The sequence below is a fragment of the Paenibacillus mangrovi genome (assembly GCF_022898935.1).
Lineage (GTDB): Bacteria > Bacillota > Bacilli > Paenibacillales > Paenibacillaceae > Paenibacillus_AQ > Paenibacillus_AQ mangrovi.
In genome coordinates this window covers 111,806-128,975 of record NZ_JALIRP010000007.1, presented here as the reverse complement: position 1 = coordinate 128,975, position 17,170 = coordinate 111,806, and the positions used below count along the sequence as shown (strand labels likewise).

General features: G+C 46.4%; 16 protein-coding genes and 1 riboswitch. All 16 genes read left to right on the top strand.

Translation table 11 applies throughout. The annotated features are described in order from the left end of the window. The first annotated feature begins 195 nt into the window (after positions 1 to 195). The 16 genes from MUG84_RS17730 to MUG84_RS17655 all read left to right on the top strand — a co-directional run bounded on the left by MUG84_RS17730 (position 196) and on the right by MUG84_RS17655 (position 17,147). Positions 196 to 498, top strand: coding sequence for a hypothetical protein (locus MUG84_RS17730; protein ID WP_244727152.1), 303 nt, complete (start codon positions 196 to 198; stop codon positions 496 to 498). A 122-nt stretch (positions 499 to 620) separates the two neighbouring features. Next, positions 621 to 1,016 carry a VOC family protein gene (locus MUG84_RS17725; RefSeq protein ID WP_244727150.1) on the top strand — a complete coding sequence of 132 codons (396 nt, stop codon included), beginning with the start codon at positions 621 to 623 and terminating at the stop codon, positions 1,014 to 1,016. Positions 1,017 to 1,882: 866 nt separating this feature from the next. Beyond that, entirely contained in the window at positions 1,883 to 2,341 is a 459-nt protein-coding gene (locus tag MUG84_RS17720; RefSeq protein WP_244727148.1) for an NUDIX domain-containing protein, read from the top strand. Positions 2,342 to 2,686: 345 nt separating this feature from the next. After that, entirely contained in the window at positions 2,687 to 4,276 is a 1,590-nt protein-coding gene (locus MUG84_RS17715) for an L-lactate permease (protein WP_244727146.1), read from the top strand. 22 nt (positions 4,277 to 4,298) lie between these two features. Beyond that, complete coding sequence (locus MUG84_RS17710; protein WP_244727595.1) at positions 4,299 to 5,246, top strand: L-lactate dehydrogenase; 948 nt, start codon at positions 4,299 to 4,301, stop codon at positions 5,244 to 5,246. 116 nt (positions 5,247 to 5,362) lie between these two features. After that, a riboswitch (adenosylcobalamin (AdoCbl) riboswitch) is annotated at positions 5,363 to 5,514 on the top strand. Positions 5,515 to 5,941: 427 nt separating this feature from the next. Next, positions 5,942 to 7,084, top strand: a complete 1,143-nt coding sequence (locus MUG84_RS17705) for a 1-propanol dehydrogenase PduQ (protein ID WP_244727144.1) — start codon at positions 5,942 to 5,944, stop codon at positions 7,082 to 7,084. Between the two features lie 196 nt (positions 7,085 to 7,280). Continuing rightward, entirely contained in the window at positions 7,281 to 7,637 is a 357-nt protein-coding gene (locus MUG84_RS17700) for a BMC domain-containing protein (protein ID WP_244727142.1), read from the top strand. A gap of 11 nt (positions 7,638 to 7,648) precedes the next feature. Continuing rightward, positions 7,649 to 8,080 (top strand): EutP/PduV family microcompartment system protein, encoded by a 432-nt coding sequence (locus tag MUG84_RS17695; protein WP_244727140.1) that lies wholly within the window; start codon positions 7,649 to 7,651, stop codon positions 8,078 to 8,080. A gap of 113 nt (positions 8,081 to 8,193) precedes the next feature. Next, positions 8,194 to 8,766: an ANTAR domain-containing response regulator gene (locus MUG84_RS17690; RefSeq protein ID WP_244727137.1), complete on the top strand. Its 573-nt coding sequence runs from the start codon at positions 8,194 to 8,196 to the stop codon at positions 8,764 to 8,766. Continuing rightward, positions 8,759 to 10,183: a sensor histidine kinase gene (locus MUG84_RS17685; protein ID WP_244727593.1), complete on the top strand. Its 1,425-nt coding sequence runs from the start codon at positions 8,759 to 8,761 to the stop codon at positions 10,181 to 10,183. Before MUG84_RS17690 ends, MUG84_RS17685 begins: the two co-directional genes overlap by 8 nt. A gap of 152 nt (positions 10,184 to 10,335) precedes the next feature. Next, positions 10,336 to 11,766 (top strand): ethanolamine ammonia-lyase reactivating factor EutA, encoded by a 1,431-nt coding sequence (gene eutA / locus MUG84_RS17680; RefSeq protein WP_244727135.1) that lies wholly within the window; start codon positions 10,336 to 10,338, stop codon positions 11,764 to 11,766. Positions 11,767 to 11,812: 46 nt separating this feature from the next. After that, positions 11,813 to 13,177 carry an ethanolamine ammonia-lyase subunit EutB gene (locus MUG84_RS17675; RefSeq protein ID WP_244727132.1) on the top strand — a complete coding sequence of 455 codons (1,365 nt, stop codon included), beginning with the start codon at positions 11,813 to 11,815 and terminating at the stop codon, positions 13,175 to 13,177. An 18-nt stretch (positions 13,178 to 13,195) separates the two neighbouring features. After that, the gene (gene eutC / locus MUG84_RS17670; RefSeq protein ID WP_244727130.1) at positions 13,196 to 14,134 is read left to right on the top strand and encodes an ethanolamine ammonia-lyase subunit EutC; all 939 of its coding nucleotides are present in this window, start codon (positions 13,196 to 13,198) and stop codon (positions 14,132 to 14,134) included. A 19-nt stretch (positions 14,135 to 14,153) separates the two neighbouring features. After that, positions 14,154 to 14,807 carry an ethanolamine utilization microcompartment protein EutL gene (eutL, locus tag MUG84_RS17665; protein ID WP_244727128.1) on the top strand — a complete coding sequence of 218 codons (654 nt, stop codon included), beginning with the start codon at positions 14,154 to 14,156 and terminating at the stop codon, positions 14,805 to 14,807. An 11-nt stretch (positions 14,808 to 14,818) separates the two neighbouring features. Continuing rightward, positions 14,819 to 15,619, top strand: coding sequence for a BMC domain-containing protein (locus tag MUG84_RS17660; RefSeq protein ID WP_244727125.1), 801 nt, complete (start codon positions 14,819 to 14,821; stop codon positions 15,617 to 15,619). 46 nt (positions 15,620 to 15,665) lie between these two features. Next, the gene (locus MUG84_RS17655; protein WP_244727123.1) at positions 15,666 to 17,147 is read left to right on the top strand and encodes an acetaldehyde dehydrogenase (acetylating); all 1,482 of its coding nucleotides are present in this window, start codon (positions 15,666 to 15,668) and stop codon (positions 17,145 to 17,147) included. The last annotated feature ends 23 nt before the right edge of the window (positions 17,148 to 17,170 follow it).

Sequence of the window (17,170 nt, the reverse complement as noted above, 5' to 3'; positions counted from 1 at the left end):
AAGGGAGATAATAAGTACGATCAAGAGAAATCAAAATGATGCGAATATTAGGATATCTCAGGTGGACGTCCGTCGTGAATCCATGAAACGTTATAAGAAATCAGCACAAAAATAAAACCATCTGGAACCACTTGAGGATCATAACGGCAATGCCTCACGAATATTTGTTGAAATATAATAATTAGGTGAAAGGTGATGGGTATGAAATTAAGGTATTTCTTAATTATGGCGACATTATTTATCATCATGTCTCTTTTAACGGGGTGTGTACCTGGAGATGGAACTAACAACCCTCTAAATCATGCTGGTTTTTTTTGGGGAATATGGCATGGATGGATCGCTCCTATTTCATTAATAATTGGAGTATTCAATCATAAAATCAGGTTGTATGAAATATATAACTCGGGTTGGTGGTATGATTTTGGATTTTACCTCGCTGTCATAAGTGGTTTCGGAGGAATTTCACTTTTTCGTCGCAAGAAAGGAAAACGAGATTAATTTCGAGTATTATTATTTAATCCGCAAGCCTAACCGTGTCGCAGCTGCCCTCTAAGGTTCTCAAGTTCGTGAACACAAGAACGTTATCAGAAATTATAAAAAAACATTTTTGGAGGTCTCCCATGAGCAAAATCCAATTTTCTGTTCAGGTATTAGTGGTCTCGAATTTAGAACAATCAAGAGCATTTTATCAAGATGTGCTAGGATGTGAAGTCAATGATTGGTGGGCAGTGAGAGATGACTTTAGATTAGGTTTTAAGTTAATAGAGGCAAAGTCAACTGAGGACATTCAGCCAAATAAAATAGGAAATGGCCAAGAGAAAGTATGGGATACTTATTCATATGTTGAAACACATCATGATTTAGATGAATTATATAAGGAATTAAAATGTAAGGGAGCAATAATTAATCAAGAGCCGGAATTATATGATTTTGAATGGGGATCATGGAAAGAGTTTTCAATTAAAGACCCTGATCATTACATCATTGCATTTGGATCTGGAAAGAAGAATGAGTAAGTATACGCTTCGGGCTATTCGGCCCTCTGTCCGTACGAATAAAATCGAGTTAATTTAAGCATTAGAATGAGGGTTGTAAATGAAGGGTAAATTTATATTGATATCATTTAATATCCTTTGGACCTTGATTAGTTTGTATTGGAGTAGATTGTATTATTGGTGCATGGAAGGATATGTGCCAGAAATTCTTATAGTTGGAACAGCATTATTAATTTTTTTATTGTGGATATTTGGAAGTACTTTCATTGTAAAGAATCAGAATTTATCACGGATTGATTCTTTATTAATAATTATTTTTTCGATAGTAGTTGTCTCCATAGACCCAATTTTTAAACCATATTATATGAAATATATTAATGAGATTACGATGAAGCAATCTTTAATAATACTTGATTACTTTAATCCGAATAAGTAGAGAGTAATAAATTTAAGTAACCTAGGTGATAAATTAAAGTAAACGGTGAAATAGCGGGATTTATTTTGACTAAAGAAAAAGATGATACCAGAAAGAACAACTATTTAGCGCATTTTTTTTATTCTTCGAAAATTTAGGAGAGTAGGAATAGGTACGAAGGCAGCTAAACATATATTCAAGATGTCCAAGGGAGAGTGGGAGCTTTATCAGCTTGAGAATAATATTCCAGCACAGAAGTTCTGGGATAGGGTAATAGAAGAAATATCTGATGGGGAAGTAAAGGTAACAATTAAGAACGGAAGAAGATATCAAAATTTCATTTGTAAGTAGATTGAAAAATAGTTGGTTGCACTTCTCGGGTTCGTGAATCCGGGATAGAAGGGAAGAGACGATGACACTCGGAAGCATAATAACCTCATAAAAAACAACATTTTTAGAAGGAGACTTCAAGATGAAAAAAGAAGAACAACCACATGAGTATCACGTGCTGGCTCGTGGAGTCATTTTAAATGATAACCATCTTTTAGTTGCACATTGCATAGGAATGGATAACACGTTTTTACCAGGAGGACATGTTGAGTTTTATGAAAGTATTAGAACATCTTTGTATAGAGAGATTCATGAAGAACTTGGTTTAATCAGTGAGGTTGGGTCGTACATAGGAGCCGTAGAATCTGGATACGAATATAAAGGTATATACCATCAAGAAATAACTCATGTATTTATTACAAAATTAGAAAACGTAGATTATACAAAGAATCCAGAATCCAAAGAGAGCCATTTAGAGTTTTATTGGATACCTATAAATGAAATGGACCGACATAATCTTCTCCCCCAACCGATGAGAAAGATCATTGAAAACTACATAAATGATGTTGAAGGGCCTTTTTTCGAAAGTACATTTGAATAGGTCAAAGGTCCGGCATTCTGCATCGTTACTAATACTCGCACGATTTAGTTTGAGCTTTTCCGCCACTTCGTGTTATATCAGTCCGCTCCCTTCCATAAGGCCTTGATTTTCTTCCCGATCACAATCATTTTTCCTTCCTCAATTTCTCACCCTGAATCTAAATCGTTACCCATAAAAATGGGGTGATGATTGTAAATATGAAAGGCACCTCTTCGGTCGCCGCACCTCACTGTTTGTGACCTTATACACATGCTGTCGCTAAAATCAAAAAAAGGGAATATGCGCAAAGTATAGCGGGAACATTATGTGCAACACAAACAGAGGTTCGAGGGGTTGAGTTTTTTTGTGATATGGGAGCAAGTGTACAATCCGCTGGGTAACATATGGATATCCGCGCTTGTGGCGGCCATTCCGATATTGTTTTTTATCATTGCATTGACGGTATTTAAGCTCAAAGGGTATGTAGCAGGACTTGCAAGTGTGGCTGTTGCCGCTTTGGTAGCTTTAATGGCTTACGGTATGCCGTTTGGAAAAGTCGTAGGAGCAGGCGTTTTCGGAGCTTTGTCCGGGCTCTACCCCGTGGCAACAATCGTGCTGGCGGCGATATTCCTGTACAAACTGACTGTAAAAACAGGAAAGTTTGAAATCATCAAAAACAGCATTACGAGCATAACGGCAGACCAGCGAATACAGGTTCTGCTCGTGGCGTATTGTTTCGGGGCATTCCTCGAAGGGGCAGCGGGGTTTGGTGCACCCGTCGCGATTACGGCGGTGATCCTCATCGGATTAGGATTTAAGCCGGTAAAAGCAGCTGGTTTGTGCTTAGTTGCCAATATCGCAGGTGGCTCATACGGTGCAATGGGGATCCCAGTAACAACTCCTGCTACGTTGACTGACTTACCGGCGTTAGAGATCGCAAGCCGCACAAGCTATATCATCCCTCTTATCAGCATTGTGCTTGCGTTTCTACTTGTGTTCCTTGTGGACAGGATGAAGGGGATTAAGCAGACATACCCGGCAATCCTTGTTTGCAGTGGTACGTTTGCGGCAGTACAGTTTGTAGTCCTTAACACACTTGGAGCCGTGTTGGTTGACATCCTATCGGCACTGGCAGCGTTACTTGCTTTGACGTTGTTTTTGCGTAAATGGAGACCAAAACAGATATACCGCATAGTAGAGGGAGAATCAGCTGAAGTGATTAAACATTCCCGTGGAGAGATAGCAAAAGCGTGGTTACCGTTTGGATTGTTGACGGCACTTGTCATTCTGTTTTCCCTTAAGTCGTTCAAGGATGTATTTAATGGCTTAACGCTTAATCTCCCGATTATGGGACTTGATAAAATGGTATACCGACTCCCACCGATCGTTTCAAAGCCTACTCCATACGCGGCGGTGTTCAAAATAGAATTCGCGTCAACTACAGTTGCGATACTGCTTGCCGGTTTGCTGACCATTCTCATATTCAAAATACCGTGGGGAATAATAAAAGACGCAGCAAGGGAGACGGGGAAGGAACTCTTTTTGCCAATCGTGACGATCTGCGCGGTTCTGGCATTCGCCTACATCTGCAACTATTCGGGTATGTCCTCAACTCTTGGGCTTGCGCTCGCTTCAACCGGGGGGATGTTCCCGTTGTTCGCGCCGGTGCTCGGATGGATAGGCGTATTCCTCACCGGATCGGTTGTGAACTGCGGTTCGCTGTTTGCACCTCTACAGGCCGTAACAGCGGCGCAGATTGGAATTTCGCCTGCAGCAATGGTAGCCGCAAATGTTATTGGCGGAGATATGGCGAAAATGATTAGTCCGCAGTCGGTTGCGGTTGCTGCCGCAGCAGTGGGTCTGACGGGAAGGGAAAACGAGCTGTTCAAATTCACCATTAAAATAAGCGTTATATTTTTGGTGGTTGTTGGTATAATTAACCTTCTGATCTATTAGAAAGCAAAAGGAGCGAGATATGATGAAAAACAAAATAAACCGAGTAGCACTGATCGGAACTGGAGCAGTTGGGTGCTCATACGCTTACTCCATGATCAATCAAGGCGTGGCAGAAGAAATGATTTTGATTGACATCAACGAAAAGCGTGCAGAAGGCGAAGCAATGGATATGCAACACGGGATGGCGTTCGCAACCTCTCCTACACGTGTGACATCAGGCTCGTATGAAGACTGCGGCAACGTAGACGTTGTCGTTATTACGGCAGGGGTTCCGCAGAAGCCAGGTGAAACACGGCTGGAGCTTATCGACAAGAACGCAAAGGTAATGAAGGGCATTGTGTCCGAAATTATGAAAAGCGGGTTTAATGGCATTTTCCTTGTCGCGACTAACCCCGTGGATATCCTGACATATGTGGTGTGGAAGGAAAGTGGACTGCCGAAGGAGCGGGTTATCGGGTCAGGCACAACTCTTGATACGGCCCGTTTCCGGTATATGCTTGGCGAGTATTTTGGCCTTGACCCGCGCAATATTCACGCCGCGATCATTGGGGAACATGGGGACAGCGAATTCCCTGTGTGGTCGCAAGCGTCTATAGGAATAGAGCGACTGTGCAAAGTACTGGAACGCCGGAACAATCCTGAAGACAAAGAACAGTTGGATAAAATTTTTGAGAACGTACGAGACGCGGCGTACCACATTATTGACCGCAAAGGGGCAACATATTACGGGATCGGCATGTGTTTGACGCGGATTACAAAAGCGATTTTCCATGACGAAAACAGCATCTTGACTGTTTCCTGTTTGATGGAAGGCCATTACGGAGAGAGCGACTTATATATCAGCACACCGGCAATTGTAAACCGTGGCGGAGTAAGAGAGGTAATTGAAATCGAGCTGGACAGCAAGGAGCGCGATGCCCTTGAAAATTCAGCAAAAGTCATGAGAGACATGATTTCGAAGGTTTACTGAAATTAGGGCAAAACTTACGGAATGCGTGGATAAAATCCGTCACGTTCTTCATTTTCATATTGCCAAACGAATCTTTTATGCTATAATTATGTCGAATGGACGACCATTCACGTCAAACACAATAGAAGAAGTTATAGGCAATGGAAGTTTGGTGCAAATCCAACACGGTCCCGCCACTGTAATAGATCGGATGCTCGGTCTTAAGTCAGGTCTTTTGTCTAATAACTTTGCCAGACCAGTCATTTCGAGGCGAAAGTGGCTGGTTTACAAGTCTAGTGATGTTAAACGCCTCGCTAGGCTTTTTTTGTTGTAGCCAATGGCTGCCGACAATGCTGTCGGAAAAAACCAGGTGTCGCCGCCGAACATATACAATGGGGTATAGCAAACAAACGGGAAGTTCTTCTATGGCGAAGAATCATATGCACATTGGCGTGCATATCCCTTTTTTCTAAAAAATGTACATGAAAACTTAATTTTGGAACTCGCGAATTCATCTTATGTGTCTGATCTAAGGACAAGTACTGGAATCGGTTGACGAATATCGGAACTACGGTGTACAGTATAATTGCAAAATCAAATAATGATAAGCTGCACAATGGCGTGCACAATCGATAACAAGCAAAGAGGCTTTTGAAGGGAATTTTCCTTTGAGAGACCTCTTTTTTTGTTGTAAATACTCCTTGGAGGTGCATTACATGGATAAGCTTTCTATCAAAGCCGATCTCTATATGGGACAAGGCGCTATGGATCGTCTTACAGAGTGGCGAAACAAACGAATCTTCATCGTCACGGATCCATTCATAGTGAAGTCGGGAATGATTAACATGGTGTTCGATCGCTTGCACAGCAGTAATGAGCAGTATATATTCAGCAACATCGTGCCCGATCCACCAGTAGAAATCGTCACGGAAGGTGTCGAGGCGCTCAGTTCGTTCAACACCGATTTGATCATCGCCATTGGCGGTGGTTCTGCCATTGATGCGGCCAAAGCGATGAAGCTGTTTGCTCAAAAGCTGCTGAACCAGCGCGACATCCCGTTCGTAGCAATTCCGACGACAAGCGGAACGGGTTCAGAGGTAACGTCATTCTCCGTCATCAGCGACAAGCAGAAAAACATTAAGTATCCGCTTGTATCCAATGATATGCTGCCACAAGAGGCGATTTTGGATCCGGAACTTACGAAAAGCGTGCCGGACTTCATTACCGCCGATACAGGGATGGATGTTCTGACGCATGCTATTGAATCCTACGTATCCACCAAAGCGAATGATATTTCAGATGCGCTGGCGGAGAAGGCGATTAAGCTGGTCTTTGCGTATTTGCCAAGAGCTTTTAAGGACGGAAATGATCTTGAGGCACGCGAGAAAATGCATAATGCATCTTGCCTCGCTGGGATGGCGTTTAATATTACGTCGCTTGGGCTTAATCATGGGATTGCACATGTAGCTGGAGCCAAATTCAAGATTGCTCATGGACGGATGAATGCGATATTGCTTCCGCATGTCATCGAATTCAATGCCGATTACAAGCCGGGTTATGGCAAGGAAGAAAGTAATCGCGCAGCGGTTCGATATGCCGAAATATCCAAAATACTTGGATTGCCGTCTCCTAATGCAAAGAGTGGCGTCCGGAGTTTGGTACAAGCGATCAAGCAGCTGCAGAAGCAATTGAATATGCCGCAAACGCTGCGAGAGTGTGGTGTAGATCAAGCAATGCTCGAAGACATGAGAGATTCTATTGCTGAAGGTGCACTGAAAGATGGATGCACGGCTACGAATCCTCGTGTTCCAACTGCAGGGGATGTCGCTGAAATTTTGAACAAAATGTTTCAATTCTAAATCCAAGTCGAATTTTGTCTGATTATGTATTGACATCGCTTGCAATAATAAAATATAGTAAAAGTAACACAACGGCGTGTTGCATACAATTAAAAGCGAAGGAGCTTCTTAAAAATTCCACGTGAACTTTTTAAGGGGCTTTTATTGTTTTTTACAGATAATCACGTGTTTCAGACATGAGAGTGAGATGATGAGTATGGAACAACGAGCCGAGAAACAACGTGTCATTCAGGAGTATGTGCCTGGTAAACAGGTCACGTTGGCTCACATTATCGCGAATCCGAATCCGGATATCTACAAGAAGCTGGGACTCGGAAGCGACGCGCATAATTCCATCGGTGTAATGACGATCACGCCAAGCGAAGCCTCCATTATTGCAGCGGATATCGCTACGAAAGCGGCTGGAGTCCAAATCGGCTTTGTAGATCGCTTCAGTGGTTCGCTCGTCATAACAGGTGATGTGTCTTCTGTGGAATCAGCTATCAGTGAAGTGCTGCGTGGATTGCAGAATATTCTAGGCTTCTCGGCTGCTGCAAACATTACGAGAACGTAGGAGAAGCTGCGATGAAGAAAATTATATTTGCCGGAAGCACTGGGTCGGGTAAAACCACGTTGTGCCAACGGTTGCACGGCCAGGAAATTACCTACAAAAAGACGCAAGCCGTCGAGAATTTCGAACAGGCGATTGATACGCCAGGCGAATGCATCGAGAACCGATATTTATACAAAATGCTGTTAGTATCCAGCGTAGATGCTGATGTAATCGGACTTGTTCAAGATTGCACGAAGGAAGACAGCTACTTCCCGCCAGCCTTTGCGACGGTATTCGCCAAGCCGGTCATCGGCGTAGTCACGAAGGTGGAACTCGCAAAGTCGCAAGAGGAAATCGCGCAAGCTAGAGCCTATTTGGAAGCGGCAGGAGTAGAGCGGATTTTTGAAGTCTCGACGATTGAGAATGTAGGAGTGGATGCACTTCAACAGTATTTGGAGGCGTAAACGACTTTTTCTTTTATTACTTCGTGATCAAAAGCGGACTTTTTGAACAACCTTTACAAGAGAGGCTTTAGCATAGATAAGCAAATAACGACAGATTATGAGGTGCATGACACATGAATGGAAAAATTGTAATAGTCGATGACGAACCTATTACAAGAATGGATATTCGTGAGATGCTCGAAGAGGCGAACTACAATGTAGTAGGCGAAGCTTCTGATGGCTTTGAAGCTATCGAATTATGCAAGAAGCATCTGCCTGACCTCGTCATCATGGATGTTCAAATGCCCATTTTGGATGGGCTCAAGGCGGGCAAACGAATCATATCAGAGCAGCTGGCGGGCGGGATTATTCTCTTAACTGCCTACAGTGACAAACAGACGATTGAAAAAGCATCCTCTGTCGGAGCGCTTGGTTATCTGGTAAAGCCGCTTGATGAAAAGTCGTTCATTCCTATGGTGGAAGTAACGATTGCCAAAGGCAAGGAAATACGCAAGCTGGAACAAGATCTTTCGAAGCTTACGCAGAAAATGGAAGAGCGCAAAGCGGTCGAGAAAGCAAAAGGGATCCTGATGAAGGAAAATGGCTATACCGAAGAGGAAGCCTATCAAACCCTGCGCAAACTTAGTATGGATCGGCGATGTCCTATGATTGAAATTGCAACCACCATCGTCATTTCCTATGATTGATTTCAAAGAACGGATCGAACAACTGTGCTCCCTTCATACCGGGTTGTCGGAAGCAGATATTGCGCGGATATGCGGAATAGCAGAGTCTTTTGAAATGACCGAGGTGGAAGATGATGTCTTCATCGACGTACTGTCCAGCATGGCTAACGAGGCCGTTGTGGTCTATCACCGCCGTCCTGGCGAAGGCAAATCGCTGTATCAGCTGCCGGTAGCAGGCGAGAGGGCGCTGCGCAAGAACGAGCCCGGTGTCCTGCGCACATTGGAGACAGGAATTATGTCACAAGGACTCGTCGCCAATACGCAGGAGGATCATTTGGTTCGTCAAACGGTATACCCGATCAAAAATCAAACCGGCGTCATTGCCGTCCTCATCTATGAAAAAGATATCAGCGACAATATTCAAGCTCACTTCAATATGATGGGAAAACCATGCGAGGATGGCGAGATGTCTTCGATGCTGGCGGCCATGCTGCGGTTCAAGGATCCGATCATCAACCAATTGGAGGACGCCGTTCTGGTGTTTGACAAATACGGGTTTTTGAAGCTGAAAAATGAACAGGCAGATGTGTATTACAGACAGCTTGGATATTTGGAAGATATTCAAGGCCTGCACTATGATAATTTGTCGCTTGATCAGACGATGTTCTCTGAAGTAATGAAGCAGCACTCATCTTCACCATGCTGTCCATTGACGACAGAAGTGAAAGCGGCTGGCGGTTATTACCAAGTGAAGCGGCTGTTCATTGAGGAAAAGGATTTATGTGTAGGTGTGATTTTGCATGATATCACCGAGATTAAAAACAAGGAAGCGGAAATTATTTCTAAATCGGTGGCCATCCGCGAAATTCACCATCGGGTAAAAAACAATTTGCAGACGGTGGCATCTCTCTTACGCATCCAGGGACGACAATGCAAGAGCCCCGAGGCGAAGAAATGCCTGGACGACAGCGTCAGCCGGGTGCTCGCAATCGCGGCAACCCATGAATTGCTATCGACCGAAATCGAAGCACAAGTGGATTTGCTGGATGTCATTTGCCTGATCGCGTCGAATATCGAACGCTGCTTTGTCCATTGTCGTTCAATTAAGGTAGACATCACTTCAGAGCAGAGCATCTGCTTAGACAGCGATCGAACCGCAACCATCGCGCTTATTGTAAGCGAACTGCTACATAATTGCTATGAGCATGCTTTTGGTGATTGCTCGGAAGGCAAGATTACTGTCAAGGCGCGGGTTGAAGGCGGACTGGTGACGGTCGTCGTTGCGGACGATGGGGCCGGATTCATAGTTGAAGAAGCTTCGAGTAAAAGCTTAGGGCTGTCGATTGTCCGCAGTTATGTAAAGGACAAACTGAAAGGCAAGCTCGCGATCGTCTCGGGCGATGTGGGCACAACGGTTACGTTTACGTTCAAAAAGTGAATATTCGGACTACAAAGGTGTAGTCTTTGAAGCGATGAGGCTTAAAGTTAACCATTCCGATACATCCGGGAGGTTATCACTTTAAGCCTTTTTGTATTCTTCAAGACGAAAGTTCGAATGTAAGTGGAAATCAAGCCATGGGGGTGAGAAAAGTGAATGAGCAATTGCTGAGCGTAGGCATCGACATGGGGACATCAACGACCCAGCTCGTGTTATCGAAGCTCCATATTCAGAACTTGGCTTCATCATTTTCGGTGCCCCGCCTGGTCATCACGGACAAAGAAGTGGTCTATCGAAGTGATATCTGCTTCACGCCCGTGCTAGCGGATAATCGAATCGATATGCTGCAGATCCAGTCATTCGTACAGGAACAGTATGAAAAGGCCGGAATCCACAAGGACGAGATTCAGACAGGCGCGGTCATTATTACGGGTGAAACGGCACGTAAGGATAACGCGAATGAAGTGCTGCTGTCGCTAAGCGGCTTCGCTGGAGATTTCGTGGTCGCAACTGCGGGTCCAGATTTGGAAAGCATCATCGCCGCCAAAGGCGCGGGTGCCCATACGTATTCTAAAGAGCATTCCACTTCCATCGTCAACATCGACATTGGCGGCGGTACAAGCAATTTGGCGCTATTCGCAGGCGGTGAACTGCTGGACACGGGATGTCTGGATATCGGAGGGCGGCTAATCAAGGTTGACCAGAGCACTCATGAGATTACGTACATCGCGCCTAAGATCATACAACTTGCGGAGCGAAAGGGATTATATCTCGCTTTGGGGCAGCGGGTAACTCCGGCAGATCTTCAGCCGATTATCGGGGAAATGGTTAAGCTGCTTGAAGAAAGTGTCGGCCTCAAACCGCCAAGCGACTTCTACGACACCATTATCACGAACAAAGGGCTGAGGCTGGATCGGGCGATTCCGTGCATATCTTTCTCCGGTGGGGTAGCGGACTACATTTATCAAGAAGCGACTGGCGATGTGTTTGAGTTCGGAGACATCGGCATATTGCTCGGAAGAGCGATCGCCGCTTCTCCGTTAACGCAGCAGCTGACCGTTGCGCGTTCAGTCGAGACCATCCGGGCTACCGTTGTCGGAGCGGGCTCTCATACGACAGAGATCAGCGGGAGCACGATAACCTATACGGAAGAGAGCTTCCCGATCAAGAATATACCGATTCTGAAGCTTGCTGTAGCAGATGAATCGGGAAGTAGCGAGCAGCTGGCTGGGGCTATTGCCGATAAGCTGAATTGGTTCAAGCTGAACAATGATTTGCAGCGGGTCGCTATTGCGCTTGAAGGGAAGAAGAGCCCGAGCTTCCTAGAGGTTCAGAAATATGCACAAGGTCTGCACCAAGGAATGTCCGAACTGCTGGCACGAGAGTACCCGCTCATCGTAATCGTCCAGCACGATATGGCCAAGGTGCTAGGTCAGTCACTGTACGCTTTGCTAGGCTACAAGAAAGATGTCATCTGCATCGACAGCGTACAGGTAGACAATGGCGACTATATCGACATCGGCAAGCCGATTGCTGATGGCAAGGTGCTCCCTGTCGTCATTAAAACGCTCGTTTTTCACTAAAGAAGATTGAACATTAACGAATCGAGTATTGGAAGGAGGAGCTTTTGTGATTTTAAAAACGAAACTGTTTGGCCGTGTCTATCAATTCAAAACACTCATGGAAGTTATGGCAAAAGCCAACGAGGAAAAGTCGGGGGATACGCTGGCCGGAGTTGGCGCTACTTCATCTGAAGAACGCGTAGCCGCAAAGGTGGTGCTATCCCAAATCAAATTGTCGGACTTGCGCAACAATCCAGCGGTTCCTTACGAAGAGGATGAAGTTACCCGCATTATTCAGGATGCAGTGAATGAGCGCATTTACGATGAAATTAAGAACTGGACTGTCGAAGAGCTTCGGGAGTGGATCTTGGATGATAACACAACGGAAGCCGACATCAAGCGTGTGTCCCGTGGACTGACAGCTGAGATGATCGCTGCGGTCGCGAAGATCATGTCTAACCTTGACCTCATTTATGGCGCGAGTAAAATCCGGGTTACGGCGCACGCCAACACGACAATCGGGCGTCCGGGTACATTATCGGCTCGCTTACAGCCGAATCATCCGACAGATGATCCTGACGGCATTATGGCTTCCTTGATGGAAGGTTTAACCTTTGGTATCGGGGATGCGGTGCTTGGTCTCAATCCGGTCGATGACTCCGTAGAAAGCGTGACACGTGTTCTGAAACGGTTCGAGGAGTTCCGTCAGAAATGGGATATTCCAACGCAAACTTGCGTATTGGCTCACGTTACAACTCAGATGGAAGCTGTGAAGCGCGGAGCGCCAACAGGACTCATTTTCCAATCGATCGCAGGTTCGCAGAAAGGTAATGAAGCGTTCGGCTTCAATGCAGCCACGATTGATGAAGCACAGTATCTTGCACTCCATCAAGGTCAAGTGGTTGGACCAAACGTGATGTATTTCGAGACAGGTCAAGGCTCCGAGCTGTCTTCCGAAGCCCATCACGGAATCGACCAAGTGACGATGGAAGCGCGCTGCTACGGCTTCGCGAAGAGATACAACCCGTTCATCGTCAATACCGTAGTCGGTTTTATCGGTCCAGAGTATCTGTACGATGCGAAGCAAGTTATTCGTGCAGGATTGGAAGACCACTTCATGGGTAAGCTGACGGGCATCTCCATGGGTTGTGATGCTTGTTACACGAACCATATGAAGGCTGATCAGAACGACTTGGAAAACCTCGCGGTTCTCTTGTCCAATGCTGGATGTAACTTCTTCATGGGTATCCCGCATGGTGACGACGTCATGCTCAATTATCAAACGACCGGATATCATGAGACGGCGACGCTGCGTGAAATGCTGGGCCTCCGTCCAATCCGGGAGTTCGAACAATGGATGGAGAAGATGGGATTTATTGAAAATGGCAAGCTGACTAAAAAAGCTGGGGATGCATCAGTATTTCTCAAGTAAGGGAAGGAGGAAGCTCTCATGAACGAAAAAGATCTGAAATCGATGATTGAATCGATCTTAAACGAAATGGTAGGAAACAAGGCAGAGCAAGAAACAGAAACAGCGAAGCCTGTTGAAACAGTGGCAGCTGCAGAGTCGAACGAAAGTGAGCTTGTACAGGCAAGTGTGCCTGAGGAAGTACAAGAGGACGACGGCGAATGCCTGGAGGATATTACGGAAATTGATCTTCGCAAGCTGCTGCTTGTCCCTGATCCAGAGGATCGCGAAGGATATTTGAAAATGAAAGAAAAGACACCAGCTCGTCTAGGTGTTTGGCGTGCAGGCCCTCGGTACAAGACCATTACATCGCTGCGTTTCCGTGCTGACCATGCTGCTGCGCAAGATGCCGTATTCTCCTACGTATCTGAAGAGTTCGTAAAGGAAATGAACCTTGTACCGGTTGCAACGAAGTGCCGCGATAAGGACGAATATATTACACGCCCAGACTTGGGACGTCAATTTTCTGAAGAAACCATCGAGTACATCAAGCAGAATACGACCAAGCAGGCAAAAGTGCAGATTATGGTTGGAGACGGCTTAAGCTCAGCAGCAATTGAAGCCAACTTGCGCGATATTATTCCATCCATTACACAAGGTTTCAAAATGTACGGTTTGGACGTAGGCAATATCTTGTTCGTCAAGCATTGCCGTGTTCCTTCTATGGATGTGATTGGCGATGTAACAGAAGCAGACGTGGTTTGCCTGTTAGTCGGCGAGCGTCCAGGACTTGTAACTGCAGAATCCATGAGTGCCTACATTGCATATAAACCGACTGTAGGCATGCCTGAAGCAAGACGTACCGTGATCTCCAACATTCACTCTGGCGGAACGCCTGCAGTGGAAGCGGGTGCACACATTGCTGAACTGATCAAGACGATGATTGAGCGCAAAGCATCAGGTATTGATCTGAAATTATAGGAAAGGCAAGGAGGCACGTATGAGAAACGAACCGATTCAAGCAAAAGTGCTTGGCATCAAGATCATTTCCAATGTAAGTCTGGATATGGCAAGCAAGCTGGAGCTGAAGCCACACCATAAAAGTTTGGGTATCATTACTGCTGACACTGATGACGTAACTTATGCAGCGCTCGATGAAGCGACGAAGGCCGCTGTTGTAGATGTTGTGTATGCAAGAAGCTTTTATGCCGGATCGGCTAATGCTTCGACGAAGCTGGCCGGTGAGGTCATTGGGATTCTGGCAGGGCCAAGTCCGGAGGAAGTGCGCAGCGGCTTGAACGCCGTCGTTGATTTCTTCGAGAGCGGTGCTCATTTCATTAGCGCCAACGAGGATGACAGCATCACATATTTCGCCCATTGCGTATCCCGTACAGGCTCCTATTTATCCGAGACTGCTGGCATTAAAGAAGGAGAGGCACTGGCATATCTGATCGCTCCGCCGCTGGAAGCGATGTATGCGCTCGACGCAGCACTCAAGGCCGCTGATGTGACGATTGCTACTTTCTTCGGTCCGCCTTCCGAGACCAACTTTGGTGGTGCATTGCTTACGGGCAGTCAATCGGCTTGCAAAGCGGCATGTGATGCCTTTGCAGACGCAGTTCAATTCGTTGCAGACAATCCGACGAGTTATTAAGGTAACAGCCCATGAGACATAGCGCGTTAGGTCTGGTGGAAGTCAGAGGGTATTTGGGTGCAGTCGCTGTAGCGGATGCCGCATTGAAGGCGGCAAGCGTTACCTGCATCGGTGTGGAGATCATCAAGGGTGGACTGGTGACAGTCAAGCTGGATGGCGATGTCGGAGCTGTACAAGCTGCCGTTGAGGCTGGCGCGGAGATGGCGAAGCAATTAGATGTGCTGGTGACCCGTCATGTGATTGCAAGAATGCATGAAGAGACGGCAGCTCTGGTGGCGGGTCCGGTTGACATAGGCGAAGGCCAGCGTCAACCGGAGAAGAGCAAAGCCATGGACAAAGAGCAGGAGAAAGAAGCTGTTCAAGCTACTGGAAACGGTCTTGAAAAGGTCACTGCACAAGTTTCTGTCGAAGATAACGCCAAACACGCGGTTAGCAAAGCAGCGTCTGAAGCATCAGTTGCTGAGAAATCGATGGAATCTGGGGCAAATTCGAAAGCGGAAGCTTTAAAAGCAACTGAGGCTCAAAAGTCAGAGCCGCTCAAGGACAAGGCATCGGACGCTGCTGAGTCTAAGAAACCTGCAGCCGCGGCAGATATGCAAACTAAGGCAGATCCGGTATCCACGGTGGTAACCAAAGAAGCTGGTGAGGTTAAGCCAGTAACCGAACAGGCGGATGCTGTAGTCAAGATATCAGCAACGGCTGAGAAGCAAAGCGGTACACCGAAAGGCCAGAACAATGGCGGAAATCCGCGAGTGCAGGCGCATACACAGGCAGCGAAATCCAGCAAGAAGAAGAAAAAAGCAAGTTCGTAAGAAAACGTTTATCGATGTAAATACGTGGTAGAGAGTAGGAATATTGATGGAAGCATTGGATAAAGACCTAAGATCCATTCAAGAAGTCCGAGATCTGATTAAGAAAGCCAAAGAAGCGCAAGTCAAGCTTGCCGCTATGACGCAAGAGCAGATCGATACAATCGTCAAAGCAGTTGCCGATGCCGGCTATAAGCATCGCGAGAAATTGGCGAAGATGGCCAATGAGGAGACAGGTTTCGGTCGTTGGCAGGACAAGATCGTCAAAAATGCATTTGCTTCGCAGCAGGTATACGAGTCGATCAAGGACATGAAGACAGTTGGCGTACTCAAAGATGACAAAGAGAATAAGTTGATGGAGGTAGCAGTTCCTGTCGGCGTCATCGCTGGCCTGATACCGTCCACCAACCCAACATCAACGGTCATCTACAAAGCGCTGATCGCACTTAAAGCCGGGAACAGCATCGTGTTCTCCCCGCATCCGAATGCACTGAAGTGCATCATGGAAACAGTGAAGCTCATCAGCGAAGCAGCTATACAGGCAGGATGTCCAGAAGGCGCCATCGGCGTCATGACAGTTCCAACAATTCAAGGAACAGATCAATTGATGAAGCACAACGATGTTGCCTTGATTCTCGCAACCGGCGGAACGGCGATGGTCAAAGCCGCTTACTCATCCGGTACGCCTGCGATCGGTGTTGGTCCGGGTAACGGCCCTGCTTTCATCGAGAAGAGTGCGAATATTCCGCTTGCTGTCAAGCGCATTATGGATTCCAAAACATTCGATAATGGCACAATCTGCGCATCTGAGCAATCCGTCGTTGTCGAAGCGTGCAGCAAGGAAGCGGTTGTGGCTGAATTCAAGAAGCAGGGAGCTTACTTCCTCTCCGCAGAGGAAGCTGACAAGCTCGGCAAATTCATTATGCGGGCCAATGGCACCATGAACCCGCAAATCGTTGGCCGCAGCGTAGAGCATATCGCGAAGCTCGCGAAACTGGATATTCCAGCGGGCACACGCGTACTGATCGCAGAAGAAACTCGCGTTGGACACAATGTTCCATATTCACGCGAGAAATTAGCACCGATTCTGGCTTTCTACACCGAAGACAGCTGGGAAGCGGCATGCGAGCGCTGCATCGAAATTCTGAATGGCGAAGGCGCCGGTCATACGATGTGCATTCACTCGGAAAACGAAGAGATTGTACGTCAGTTCGCTCTGAAAAAGCCGGTATCCCGCTTATTGGTCAACACGCCGGGCACACTTGGCGGCATTGGCGCAACAACTGCCATCGCACCAGCGCTTACACTGGGATGTGGCGCAGTTGGTGGAAGCTCAACATCCGACAACATCAGTCCGCTCAATCTGCTCAACATTCGTAGAGTCGCGTACGGACTGAAGGAAATGGAAGATTTGGTAGAGCAGCCGGAGGAATCGAAGCCAGAATCGCAGCCGAAAGCGGCGAGCATGAACCTGGAAGATACAGAGCAGTTGATCAGTATGATCGTGGCACGCATTCTAGAAAAGATCTAAATTACCGTATCCTCGTCAGAGTT